General features: G+C 40.9%; 12 protein-coding genes and 1 riboswitch. Of the genes, 9 read left to right on the top strand and 3 right to left on the bottom strand.

Features of this window, described 5'->3' with window-relative positions:
- Window positions 1-125 precede the first annotated feature (125 nt).
- The 7 genes from HWQ40_RS13605 to HWQ40_RS13575 all read left to right on the top strand — a co-directional run bounded on the left by HWQ40_RS13605 (window position 126) and on the right by HWQ40_RS13575 (window position 5625).
- Window positions 126-1260 (top strand): PCRF domain-containing protein gene (locus tag HWQ40_RS13605; protein ID WP_292778519.1). Its coding sequence is split into 2 segments (ribosomal slippage): window positions 126-200 and window positions 202-1260, totalling 1134 coding nucleotides; the frame shifts between segments, so codons are not numbered across the junction.
- A gap of 118 nt (window positions 1261-1378) precedes the next feature.
- Window positions 1379-2501, top strand: a protein-coding gene (gene prfB / locus HWQ40_RS13600; RefSeq protein WP_292778517.1) for a peptide chain release factor 2 whose coding sequence is annotated in 2 segments (ribosomal slippage) — window positions 1379-1450 and window positions 1452-2501 — 1122 coding nt in all. Because the reading frame shifts where the segments join, the coding sequence is not laid out codon by codon here.
- A gap of 130 nt (window positions 2502-2631) precedes the next feature.
- Window positions 2632-2787: a DUF3285 domain-containing protein gene (locus HWQ40_RS13595; RefSeq protein ID WP_104904774.1), complete on the top strand. Its 156-nt coding sequence runs from the start codon at window positions 2632-2634 to the stop codon at window positions 2785-2787.
- 39 nt (window positions 2788-2826) lie between these two features.
- A complete protein-coding gene (gene ybeY / locus HWQ40_RS13590; protein ID WP_292778663.1) occupies window positions 2827-3354 on the top strand; it encodes an rRNA maturation RNase YbeY in 528 nt (175 codons plus the stop codon).
- Between the two features lie 153 nt (window positions 3355-3507).
- Window positions 3508-3963 carry a diacylglycerol kinase family protein gene (locus HWQ40_RS13585; RefSeq protein ID WP_292778515.1) on the top strand — a complete coding sequence of 152 codons (456 nt, stop codon included), beginning with the start codon at window positions 3508-3510 and terminating at the stop codon, window positions 3961-3963.
- 291 nt (window positions 3964-4254) lie between these two features.
- Window positions 4255-4854: an aminodeoxychorismate/anthranilate synthase component II gene (locus HWQ40_RS13580; protein WP_292725468.1), complete on the top strand. Its 600-nt coding sequence runs from the start codon at window positions 4255-4257 to the stop codon at window positions 4852-4854.
- A gap of 3 nt (window positions 4855-4857) precedes the next feature.
- Window positions 4858-5625, top strand: coding sequence for an MBL fold metallo-hydrolase (locus HWQ40_RS13575; protein ID WP_292778513.1), 768 nt, complete (start codon window positions 4858-4860; stop codon window positions 5623-5625).
- Window positions 5626-6039: 414 nt separating this feature from the next.
- On the opposite strand, the gene HWQ40_RS13570 is transcribed toward HWQ40_RS13575, so the two are convergent.
- Complete coding sequence (locus HWQ40_RS13570) at window positions 6040-7281, bottom strand: VCBS repeat-containing protein (RefSeq protein ID WP_292778512.1); 1242 nt, start codon at window positions 7279-7281, stop codon at window positions 6040-6042.
- Between the two features lie 518 nt (window positions 7282-7799).
- On the bottom strand, window positions 7800-8267 hold the full coding sequence (locus tag HWQ40_RS13565) for an NUDIX domain-containing protein (protein WP_292778510.1): 468 nt from the start codon (window positions 8265-8267) through the stop codon (window positions 7800-7802).
- Between the two features lie 413 nt (window positions 8268-8680).
- On the opposite strand from HWQ40_RS13565, the gene HWQ40_RS13560 reads away from it, so the two are divergent.
- Complete coding sequence (locus HWQ40_RS13560; protein ID WP_292778508.1) at window positions 8681-9991, top strand: aminopeptidase P N-terminal domain-containing protein; 1311 nt, start codon at window positions 8681-8683, stop codon at window positions 9989-9991.
- A gap of 186 nt (window positions 9992-10177) precedes the next feature.
- On the opposite strand, the gene HWQ40_RS13555 is transcribed toward HWQ40_RS13560, so the two are convergent.
- Window positions 10178-11368, bottom strand: coding sequence for a HAMP domain-containing sensor histidine kinase (locus tag HWQ40_RS13555; protein WP_292778506.1), 1191 nt, complete (start codon window positions 11366-11368; stop codon window positions 10178-10180).
- 444 nt (window positions 11369-11812) lie between these two features.
- Window positions 11813-12042: riboswitch (cyclic di-AMP (ydaO/yuaA leader) on the top strand.
- Window positions 12043-12139: 97 nt separating this feature from the next.
- Between HWQ40_RS13555 and ntrB the strand changes: the two genes are divergently transcribed.
- A complete protein-coding gene (gene ntrB, locus HWQ40_RS13550) occupies window positions 12140-12991 on the top strand; it encodes a nitrate ABC transporter permease (protein ID WP_292778503.1) in 852 nt (283 codons plus the stop codon).
- Window positions 12992-13018: the final 27 nt, after the last annotated feature.

Genomic DNA, 13018 nt, shown 5'->3' with positions numbered 1-13018 from the left:
TAGACGCTAACACAAGTAAAGTTTTATAAAGTAAAAACCGTGGTTAAATTTTTAGCAACCACGGTTTTTTTCATCTGTTTAACAGTAGAATATGTAGATAAGTTAAGCCTCAAGTGAGCAAAACTATGCTTGAACTCTTAAAAATAAAAATTGAAGTAGAAAAGTTTTCTAATATCTTAGGGAAGGCTGAGGACTGTCTTTGACCTCCAATATTTGACTGCAAGAATTCAATATTTAGATCAAGTAATTGCTCAACCTGATTTTTGGAATAATCCAACTCCTGCTTATGAGACACTTCAAGAAATTGAATACTCCATATTCTACAAGCATCAACAATATCATCGCTGGTGTTCGATTCTAGAAGATATCAAGGCTGCGTTGGAATTGTTGGATTTATCAGCCGATGAGCAATTGTGGCAAGAGGTGCAAACCAACCTTACCCAACTCCAACAAGAACTCGAAACAGCAGAAATACGACAATTATTGTCTGACCCCCACGACCAAAAAGCTGCATTTCTCACTATTACTGCTGAGGTTGATAATGCAGACAGTCAATACTGGGCATATATGTTGCTGCAAATGTACTGTCGTTGGGGAAAAAGCCACAATTATCAATTGGATGTAGTAGAGATTTCTGAGGGCAATGAGGCCGGAATTAAGTATGCAACTTTAGAAATTACAACACGTTATGCATACGGCTACCTCAAATCAGAAACAGGCACACATCAACTACAGCACATATCACCCTTCGATGTTACTAACAGCTTGCGGACGAGTTTAGCTAGTGTGGAAGTTATCCCTATATTGGGTGAGTCCGTTGAGTGGGAGATTCCAGAGAAGGATTTGGAAATTACTTGGCCTCGCCATTGGGGGAATGTCAACCGTCTAGAAACATGGGTAAATATGGTTCACATTCCTACCGGAATTAGTGTATTTTGTGATCAACAGCGCAGTCTGATGCGGAACAAAGAGAAAGCCTTAGCTATTCTCAAGAGTAAACTGTTTGCGATCGCACTAGCCCAAAGTGTCGAGCAAATTGACCAAATTCAATCCCGGCAGATAAAACCTCGATCCAACAAGCTCATCCGTGAATATATCTTGCATCCTTACACTAAGGTGAAAGATTTACGCACTAATGTAGAAACACCTGCTGCGACAGAGGTATTAGACGGTAAAATTGATTTCTTTATCAAAGCCTATCTGCAACAGCTAAATCTTAGTACTTCAGTAGGTAAAGAAGTGCTTGATAATTTCAAGTAACTTTTGTAACCTATACAAGTTGTGCAGAAAAAATTTGCCAAACTACAGCTAAAATCAAGAAACATAAAAAGAGCAATTTTCCGCTCAAAAGCGCTCTATCTATCATTCAGCAAGTACTATGGAAGTTTTAGAACTCAAACGCGAAATCGAAACGTTGTCTGGCCGCCTGGGTAAAACCCAGGACTATCTTTGACGTACCTGCACTGACAGCCAAAATTCAAGACCTCGAAAAAATATCAGCACAGCCAGAATTCTGGAATGACCAAACCCAAGCCCAACAAACCCTGCAAGAACTCAACGACCTGAAAGCCCACCTCCAGCAATACGATCGCTGGCACGCCAATCTGGAAGATACTAAGGCAGTTGTTGAGTTATTGGAGTTAGAAACCGATGAGGCACTACTGCAAGAAGCGGAATCTACCATCACCAAACTGAATCGTGACCTCGATCAGTGGGAATTACAACAGTTACTTTCAGGTCCCTATGATGCTGAAGGTGCTGTACTGACAATTAGTGCTGGTGCTGGTGGCACAGATGCTCAAGACTGGGCATTTATGCTGATGCGGATGTACACCCGTTGGGGCGAAGCTCACGGCTATAAGGTAACTTTAGCTGAAGAGTCGGAGGGTGATGAAGCCGGAATTAAATCGGCAACCCTAGAAATTACTGGTCGCTATGCTTATGGTTACTTGCGATCAGAAATGGGTACACATCGCTTAGTGCGGATTTCACCTTTTAATGCCAACGGTAAGCGACAAACCAGTTTCGCAGGCATAGAAGTGATGCCACAGATTGACAACTCTGTGCAATTGGATATTCCAGACAAGGATTTGGAAATCACCACAACTCGCTCTGGTGGTAAAGGTGGGCAAAATGTCAACAAAGTAGAAACTGCGGTACGGATTGTTCACCTTCCTACAGGTCTTGCTGTGCGCTGTACAGAAGAACGATCGCAGCTGCAAAATAAAGAAAAAGCCCTAAATCGCCTCAAAGCAAAGCTGTTGGTCATCGCCAAGGAGCAACGTGCCCAAGAAATTGCTGAAATTCGTGGCGATATGGTGGAAGCCTCTTGGGGAAACCAAATCCGTAACTATGTGTTTCACCCTTATCAAATGGTGAAAGATTTGCGTACAAACACTGAAACAACAGCGATTAGTGATGTGATGAATGGCGAACTTGATACATTCATCCAAGCTTATCTGCGCCAAGAAAATAAACTAGTAGAAAACACTCCGACATAGAGGCACTCATTACATAAGATCCCGATTGCTAAGGCGTTTCTGTGTGAAACGCCTTAGCAATATATGGGCGATCGCAATTCTATCCCAGACCAACTGTTACAGTTATAAAAGAGTCTGTAGACAAATAACTATGAGTAACTCTCCTTCAACAGAACCTCAACCTAGCTATGTCAAACTCGCCATGCGAAACATGGTGCGCAAGGGTGGAACTTCCCTAAAGCATTTTGCGTTGACTGCTGTAGGGCTTTTAGCTCTGCTTGTTGGTCTTGCTTACCTCACTCACTAACGATAAGTCGTAAACCTCAGACAAGGAGACTTTGTGCCCCTGAGAGTTGAACTATACGTGGAGGAGTATTTTTATGAGTTGTCCCCGACAACATCTGTAAAAATTGACGAGACTGATGCCCGAATTACCCCTGAAACTTGGGAAAACTGGTTTAATCACTGGTTGGAAATACTTCAGCCTCAGATTCCACCAGCGCCAAGTTATGAAATCGGGCTGCGTTTGACAGATGACTCGCAAATTCAAGAACTGAATGCTCAATATCGTCAGCAAAATAAGCCGACAGATGTTTTAGCCTTTGCAGCTTTGGAGGTGGATTTTCCTCAAAGCAAAGAAATGCTTGCCTCTGTCCCATTATACTTAGGTGATATTATTGTGTCTGTAGATACAGCACAACGCCAAGCTCAACAACAGGAACATAGCTTACCAACCGAGCTAGCCTGGTTAGCTGCTCACGGTTTATTGCATCTGTTGGGCTGGGATCATCCTGATGAAAAAAGTTTGGAGCGAATGTTAAAACAGCAAGTGAGATTGCTGAATACAATAGGTATTGCTATTGACATGGAATAGCAGTAGCTGAAGTATCTCTTAATGTCAATTTTGGGTAATACTTTTATAATACTTCTGTGGAAAATTGCCTAAAGATTGCCTCAAAGTTAATTCTGCCATTAAGATCGGCGAATATTCCCACTGTAGCAACTCTGTTCTTGTGTTTTTAAGTCTATGTCCCAAAAAATTTCTCCATCACCAACACCTACCTCGTTACAAACACTAGTGTCTAACGAACGGGAATTCTCCTGGAAAGTAGCCTCTAATTTATTTGTTAGTTTTAAATATGCCTGGGCTGGAATCAGCTATAGTTTTCAAACTCAACGTAATTTTCGCATCCATGTAAGTGTTTGTGCAATGGCGATCGCTTTAAGCGTTTTTTTGCATCTGCAAGCGGTGGAAATAGCGGTAATTGGTATAACTAGTGGTTTAGTATTGGCATTAGAGTTACTAAATACAGCGATCGAGTCTGTTGTGGACTTAACCGTTAAGCAGACATACCATGATTTGGCAAAAATTGCTAAAGATTGTGCGGCTGGTGCAGTGCTTGTTTCTGCTTTCGTAGCGATGTTAGTAGCAGGTACGCTATTGCTCCCTCCTCTGGCAACGTTAATTATATCGGCTTTGTAGAGGTGATTTGCGTAGGCGTAGCCTCACTAAGATAATTACACTCTGTCCGCTCCCCTTTGCAGAATATATTCAAAATTTAAGTCGTGCGATGTCTACGACGAGCTACGCCTACGTGCCAAGCATCCTGCCTAAAGGATTACTTGGTAATCTTTAGAAAGTGGCCGCAGAGTAGCCGCTTCATACCTACACGTCTATGTCAGCGTTATTTTTATACCTAACCAACAAATAGCATGAGATACTTATCTATGCTTTTTGCAACTGATAAGTGGTAGAAACCAGGAGTGATAAGCTTTGATTATAGTTATCGACAATTACGACAGTTTTACATATAATTTAGTGCAGTACCTGGGAGAATTGGCATCAGAGTTCCCAGTGGCAGATGATATTAAAGTTTTTCGTAACGACAAGATATCCATAGATGAGATTCAGGCATTAAAGCCGGAAGCTGTAGTTATTTCTCCTGGGCCTGGTCGCCCGGAAGATGCCGGTATTTCTTTAGAATTGATTGAACAGCTAGGACAAGAGTTACCAATTTTGGGTGTTTGTTTGGGACATCAAAGCATTGGTCAAGTGTTCGGTGGTAAAATAATTCCTGCTCCAGAGTTGATGCATGGCAAAACCTCTCAGGTGTCTCACACTGGAGTGGGGGTTTTCCGGGGATTAGAAAATCCTCTGACCGCCACTAGGTATCATAGTTTGGTAATCGAACGTGAGACTTGCCCAGATGTGTTAGAAATCACCGCTTGGGTTGAAGATAACACCATTATGGGAGTGCGACACCGGAACTATCCTCACATTCAGGGCGTCCAGTTTCACCCAGAGAGTGTCCTGACATCTTCAGGAAAACAGTTATTGCGAAATTTTCTGGAACAGTTACAGTCAAGAGCATAATTAATGAAACGACGACAGTTGATGGGCTATGCTGGGGCGGGGTTGGTAACAGCTTTGGTTACTACCTTGGGTTCTGAATCTCAAGCTGACGCACAATCTAGCGGTTTATCAGTTAAGTGGTTGGGTCATACTTGCTTTCTTTTTACTGGTGGTGGTGCGAAAGTTCTCGTCAATCCATTTCGGTCGGTCGGTTGTACTGCTGGGTATCGTCCCCCAAAAGTTGCAGCAGATTTGGTACTTATTAGCAGCCAACTGCTAGATGAAGGTGCTGTGGATGTACTACCGGGAAATGCGAAACTCATCTATGAACCAGGAGTTTATGAGTTTAAAGGTATTAAATTCCAAGGAGTTGCCATAGACCACGATCGCAAAGGTGGTAAGCAGTTTGGCTCAAATACTGCTTGGAGTTGGAAGCAAGGCGGAATTAATATCCTACACTTAGGCGGAGCCGCTGCACCCATTTCCATTGAGCAAAAAATCCTGATGGGGCGTCCCGATGTAGCATTTATTCCAGTGGGAGGCAGTGCAAAAGCCTACAATGCTGAGGAAGCAAAGCAGGCTGTTCAAGTATTAAATCCCAAGTTGGTGATTCCGACTCATTACCGTACACAAGCGGCTGATGCTGCTAAGTGCGATCTTTCACCACTGGATAATTTTCTGACCTTGATGCAAGGGATGACAGTGCAGCGTAGCAATGGAGATAGTATTTCCATTAGCCCTGGTAAATTGCCGGAAAAGGGGGAAATTCAGGTTTTGAGTTACAAATTTTGAATAAAGGGGACTGGGAAAGAAGCAGGGGGAAAATAATGACCATTGGTGTCAACTTAAAGCTGAAATCTTTTGACTGTATGAGTTTTGCCCTCACCCCCAGCCCCTCTCCCAATTGAGAGAGGGGAGCAAATTCTCCAGTTCCCCTTCTCCCAACATGTGAGAAGGGGTTAGGGGATGAGGGCCAATACTGTTCAGTTAAGGTTTTTTGATGAAAATTCTAGATCGCAAAGATGCGATAAATCATCACAAAGACGCGATAAATCGCCGTCTCTACAATAATCAATCTTTCGTCTTGACGGCGATTCATCGCGTCTCTTGCCTTAACCGAACAGGATTGGGATGAGGGCAATAACTTCTATCTTAAGTTGACACCTATGAATAATGACTCCTGTCTCCAGTTTCTAAATTCTGATTTTAGAACGTATACCACTCTGGGCCAAGTTTATCTGCGTCGCTGATGGGAGTCTCAACAGCTGTCGTTTCATTTATAGTCCAAATGTTGTCTGTACCTGCTGTCTGATCGCGCCAGTAGATATCAGTCTTGCCATCGCCGTTGAAATCGCCAAGGGATGGTGTCAAGGCCGCGTTATTAGCTGGTAAGAAAGCTTCAGTCGCAACTGTTGTGCCATCCATCAGCCAAGCGGTGTTCGCACCTGTGGTTCCATTGTGCCAGAAGATATCAGTCTTGCCATCACCGTTGAAGTCACCAATTTTGGAAGTCCAGGATGAGTCAAGTGTGCCCAAAGCACCCTCTGTGACTAAGATACCATTCATCGTCCAAACCTTGTTCTCACCTGTTTGAGGGTTTCTCCACAGAATGTCAGTCTTAAAGTCGCCGTTGAAATCACCAAGGCTAGCAGTCCAGGCGGGATCTTGTGATTGCAGAGCAAATTCAGTCTTTTGCGTACCATCCATAAACCAAGCTGTGTTATCGCCTGTTGTCAGATTGCGCCAGAAGATATCACTCTTGCCATTGCCGTCGAAATCAACAATGGTAGGAGTTAGTGCTGTGTCTGTAGTGTCTAGAACAGTTGCATTCAGAACTGTTGTACCATCCATCTCCCAAATAGCGTTCTCGCCAGTTGTGCCATTATGCCAGAAGATATCGGTTTTGCGATCGCCGTTGAAATCTCCAATCTGAGGAGTCCAAGCTGGATCAACGCTACTTAGAGCAGCCGCACTACCAACTTTGGTTCCATCCATCAGGACAACGCTATTCTCACCGGTTGTCTTATTGCGTAATAAGAAGTCGGTTTTGCTATCAGCATTGAAGTCAGCAATTTTGTAATCATAGGCGGATAGGTCAAATTGACCCAAAGAACCCTGTTCGAGAACTGTTGTGCCATCCATTAACCGAATGATAATCTCACCAGTTGAAGAATTGACCCAAACTTTGTCTGTTTTACCATCACCGTTAAAGTCAGGAGTAATCGCCGCGCTAGTTAAGTAAGGATTAGGATTGGGATTTGCTGATGTTTTAACAGGCGCAGTCACCGATTCACTTTCTAGTGCTAGTGAAGAACTCTTATTTCCAAACCCTAAATCATAATTTATACTCTTAAGAGAAGTTGTCAAGATTTCTGATTTTGCAAAAGAATCTGATACTAATCGAGATGTATTCAAAGCTAAAGGTGAGGAATTTTGATTTCCAGACATGGGTTATTTTTATGATTGGTTGTTATATTCTTTTAACTTTTTTTGCCAATCTCTTTCTGTAACGAAATAACATTTACCTGATTTTCAAGATTTCTTTATAACTATTTTTTATTTATTAATGTCACTATTTGAAAATAAACATCTGTTTGTTATAAACTATTATTCTAAAAATTTCAAGTTCTAGATAAGCAATTACAAAATACTTTTTGTACTTTATATATAATTATCTATAGATAAAAAATGATTGTTTTATCTAGTTTTTTTGATATTTAAATGTTGTATCAAAAATCTACTTGTATTTTTAAATGGTAATCAGTCAGATAAAAATATCCACACTAGCCATATATTTTTTCTAAACTTAGATAGTCCTGATAATTTTTATTTTGACGATGAATCTCTAACTACAAACTAAAATTTTATTTTATGTTTCATTATACTGACTTACTTAAGATAGAAGCGATCGCTACATTACTCCTAATAAATTTGTATAATCTTGCCTTTATTTTCTTAGCACTTTCTTAAGTATTGGCTGAAGATCCACTATTTTTTAATTTGTGAACAAGCTTAGATAAAAAGTAACCTTGACCACCAGCTAGACCGAAATCTGAGCTATCCAATTTAACCCAATAAAAATCAAAGGCTATAGGGTTTTTGCTGCTACTTGGATGTATTTCCCAATGCCGCCAAGTAGATGGTGTAGACTGAGTTAATTCGAGATGATAAACATAACGTTGTTGAATTTCATTCCGATAGGGAGTCATATTGTATTGATAAATACCCAATAACTCAATAATACGAACTCCCTTAATACCAGATTCTTCATAAATTTCTCGCAGTACAGCATCAGATGGCTCCTCAGTTTCTTCAACTGTACCAGCAGGTACTTGCACGCCAGCTTCCGGAAAATCAGTATGTGTAAACACCATTAATTTATTTTTGTTGGTTACGTAAGCGATCGCTTTTTTTATTAGGGGTTGAGTGGACATATTTTTTACTGTGTGTTGCTAAATTTATGAAATACCAAAATTTGTATAAAATAATAAACATTTAAAACTTATTTAACTTCATGAATATCCTAAATCATTCGATAACAACAAGATTTCTGAATTTTTTAAAAACTAGAAAATCTGAGTCTTTCGAGATAATTGATTTTTATTCAATAATTTACAGCAGATTTCAAGGAAAGTGAGGTACACAAGCTAAGTCTGTTACCCAAGTATAAAGAGTGTTTTATTCCTGAATTCTGTATTCTGAATTCTGTATTCTGGTGTATAACTTGAGTGGAAACAAATATTGGTTAGAATAACTTAGATTAGCAACTATTTAAGAGGCATCATCTGTGCATCTGCTAGTTGCCAATAGTGTAAAATAACACAATACTTTTAAAAGTAGATCAACTATGCAAGCAGAATATCGGCAACGTCGCGAGCAGTTAATGGCAAAAATTGGTGATGGGACAGCCATTTTTCGCAGTGCGCCAATGGCAGTGATGCACAACGATGTCGAGTATGTTTATCGCCAAGATAGCGATTTTTTTTACTTGACTGGTTTTAATGAACCACAAGCAGTAGCAGTGTTAGCGCCGCATCATTCAGAACATCGGTTTGTGCTGTTTGTCCAACCGAAGGATCGCGAAAAGGAAGTATGGACTGGTTATCTTTGTGGGGTAGATGCAGCCAAGGAAATTTATGGTGCTGATGAAGCTTACCCAATTAGTGAGTTAGATGAAAAGTTACCGCAGTATTTAGAAAAAGCCAGCCGGATTTACTATCACTTAGGACGCGATCGCAATTTTAACGACCAAATCCTGAAACATTACCAAAGTTTACTGCGGACTTATCCGAAGCGCGGTACTGGGCCGATCGCTATTGAAGATACTGGCCCTGTCCTCAATAGCATGAGATTGATCAAAAGCGAAGCAGAGTTGGAATTGATGCGTCAAGCAGCTGTGATCGCCACCGAAGCACACAATTATGCCCAAGAAATCGCCGCACCGGGACGTTATGAGTACGAAATCCAGGCGGAGATGGAACGCATCTTTCGAGTCCGGGGTGGGTTAGGGCCTGCTTATCCTTCAATTGTGGCTTCTGGTGTAAATGCTTGCGTACTGCATTATATTGAAAATAATCGTCAAATGCAGGATGGAGAATTACTGCTAATTGATGCTGGTTGTGCTTACGGTTATTACAACTCCGATATTACCCGGACATTTCCTGTGGGTGGTAAATTTACGCCAGAACAAAAGACGCTGTATGAGATTGTTTTAGAGGCGCAAAAACAAGCGATCGCTCAAGTCCAACCAGGTAATCCCTTCAAATTAGTTCACGATACAGCAGTGCGCGTTATCACAGAAGGTTTAGTCGAACTTGGCATTCTCAAAGGTGAAATTGATAAGTTAATTGAAGAAGAGAAATATAAACCATATTATATGCACCGCACCAGTCATTGGTTAGGTTTAGATGTCCATGATGTCGGTGTTTATCAGCATGGTGAAGACAAACCTCAAATTTTACAACCAGGTCAAATTTTGACAGTTGAACCAGGACTATATATTGTGCCAGATACCAAACTAGCAGAAGACCAGCCTGTGACTGATCCTCGATGGATTGGCATTGGTATTCGGATTGAGGATGATGTGTTAGTTACACCTGGGGGACATGAGGTGTTAACTGCGGGGGTTCCCAAAGCAGTAGATGAAATTGAAAGATAGAAAATGGGGATGAGACATCATCCCTAAGAGGATATTTGTAAAGCCCCGGCGATTGGAAATCGCGGCTATACAGACAAAACCCACCTCCGTGGGTTTAAAACCCTTGATTTTGTATTAGTCCACGTTCGCGTAGCGTTCCGCAGGAAAGGTGGACTTTGCTTGTGTAGCCGCGACTTCCAGTCGCTTCTAAAATTCAACTTCTAAAGGAAAAATTACGGTAAAAGTAGAACCAACGCCTACCTGTGAGGCTAGGTTAATTTGACCTTGCAATAGTTTTACTAAACGCGAGACGATCACTAACCCCAATCCTGTACTATCAGGAAGATAGGGACGATCGCTAGAACTCACGCGAAAGTAGGGTTCAAATATCTGGGCTTGGTTTTCGGGTGCAATGCCAACTCCAGTGTCAGAAACTGCGATCGCCCATCTCTGCTTCTCCAGCACCTGACACATGATAATAATAGTCCCCGACTCTGTATAACGAATCGCATTACTAATAAGATTTGTAACAATTTGTTGCAATTGAAAAGAATCTGTGATTAATTTTTCAGGGATGCGATCGCAATCGACTACTATTTGTAGATTTTTTCCCGCAGCTAAAGGTTCCAACATTTCACACACATTATCGATTAATTCACGCACATCGGTAGGTGCTAATTGGAGTTTTATCTGCCCAGCGTCATAGCGCGAAAGTTCTAGTACATCATTGATTAGATGGAGTAATTGTCTACCATTGCGTAGTACCCGCTCAATATGTTCTAAATTGGTAAAGTTGTCTTTGATCTCAGTCTTTCGTCGTTGTTGGCGTAAAAACAGATCCGAATAACCAATAATGGAAGTTAGAGGATGTTTCAATTCGTGGGCTAGTTGGGAAAGATACTCTTGATTAGCGCTAATTAGCCGCGTGAGTTCTTGATTATGGAGCGTTAGTGATGCTTGCAACTTGTGTAATTCCCGCAGGCGTTCTTCAACATAACTCTTGAAACATCGAGCGATCGCTTCGTCGATGATAGCGTCAATCAAACGCATGGAACGAATTATCTCTGATGGGATTCCATTTAGTAAATCTGTTTGTAGCGCATCAAATATTACTGTTCGCAGCAGATGATATTCTCTAGCAATTTCTGCTGGATCAAAGCCTTGTTCGGCTCGAATCGCTCCATGCTGAAAACTGGCAGTAACTATTGACTGAATATCATTCTCTTGAGATTTTGAAAGCACTGTCACCATAGCTTTCAAAACATCAGGGATGTGATCCTTAACCGCTGTATAAGATAGGTCATCAGCACTTTCAATCCGTCTATCCTTACGAACTGCTAAAATCCATTTATCAAGGATGGTGTCCTTTTTTTCAGCCAGGAGTTGACTAAAATCCATTATGTTAAATTCAGCTAGGAGATAGATGAGTAAACTTCTATATTCAAACAGTTTAGCGACTAGAGTCGTGTTTAACCAAAAATAGTGATAGATTTCACCTACCAAAAGAAGTAGATTTTACAGATTCTTTCGTTGGTTAAATGAATATACGTAGATAATTTTTATAGAGTATAATATATATCTTAAGTTTGGTAAATCAAAGTCTAGCAGTTACCAGCCTTGATAATTGATGTACTGAAATTATTTAGCTCATTGTGCAAGGATTTGATTCACAAGACAACCAAAATAAGAAATTTTATTGATTACCGAAAAGTCAGGGTAGGCACTTGGCTTAAGTAGCAAAATGAACAATATTTTTGATAGTACAGATACTTTCACTGAAGCACTCACTAATGTTATATTCTACATATTGATGTTATAATCTGCTTAATTTATTATCTATTTAGAGTAAGTCAGCCTAATCCAGCGGATCACAGTGCGTGACGTTGGAGCGGAGGAACCAAATTGTGGGGCGTATCTTAGAGAAAGTGAGGAGTTGAGAGTGAAGAGTTAGAAGTTAGTTTACTAAATACTTAGATTTATAACTCATAACTCATAACTCATAACTTTCTTCAGAAGGGCATCTCTCAGCCCTAGCCCGTCAGCTAACTTCGTAGGCATTGAGAGGAGACTGAAGAGACGGCATTTTTATAATGTTTCGATCTCATCGGTTTCCAAGGCTGGTACTGCTCAAATTTTTTGTACCCGCACTTAAATCTGTTGAGGTCATAAATGATATTTCAACTAAATTTAGCAGCGATCGCGGCGATCGCTGGACAAGCGACTTGGAAAAAGGCAAAACCTATTATCCTTAGAGATGTCTTCATTCTACCTATATTGGGTTTCTTGGGAATAATTGTGTTGTGGTGGATTATTGCACTTGCCAATCATGAATTGATGCCCACCCCACCAGAAGCGCTAATTGCGAATCTAGACTACATCTTAAATCCCTTCTACCAGCGAGGCCCAGGTAACTTAGGGATTGGTTGGTTGTTGATAGCAAGTCTGCGTCGAGTATTACTGGGCTTTTTATTAGGTGCGATAGTAGCGATTCCTCTAGGGTTTGTAATTGGCATGTCCAGACCGGCAATGCTAGCGCTTAATCCGATCATTCAAATTTTTAAACCAGTATCGCCCCTAGCTTGGCTACCCATCGCCTTAGCAATTTTCAACTTAGCAGATCCTTCAGCTATTTTTGTCATCTTTATTACCTCCTTATGGCCAACAATTATTAATACCGCTTTAGGAGTTTCTAGCGTTCCCCAAGATTATTTAGATGTGGCACGAGTCTTGGAAATGCCGCGTTGGCGACGGATTACAAAAATAATTTGGCCCGCAAGCTTGCCGTATATTTTTACAGGTTTACGAATTAGTTTAGGGATAGCTTGGCTAGTAATTGTTGCCGTAGAAATGCTTACAGGCGGTATTGGTATCGGCTTTTTTGTCTGGGATGAATGGAGTCGCTTAAACCTAAGTTCAGTCTTTTTAGCTGTGTTCATAATTGGCTTAACTGGGTTAATTTTAGATTACGCTGTGGGTAAAATCCAAGAATTTGTCACCCATCGCCCTACAACTTCCAACTAACAAAATTTGGCTGCGTTCAAAACAGCA

It is taken from the genome of Nostoc sp. NMS9 (assembly GCF_017114995.1).
GTDB lineage: Bacteria > Cyanobacteriota > Cyanobacteriia > Cyanobacteriales > Nostocaceae > Nostoc.
The sequence above is the reverse complement of the archived record's forward strand: the minus strand, read 5'-3'. Positions and strand labels throughout refer to the sequence as shown.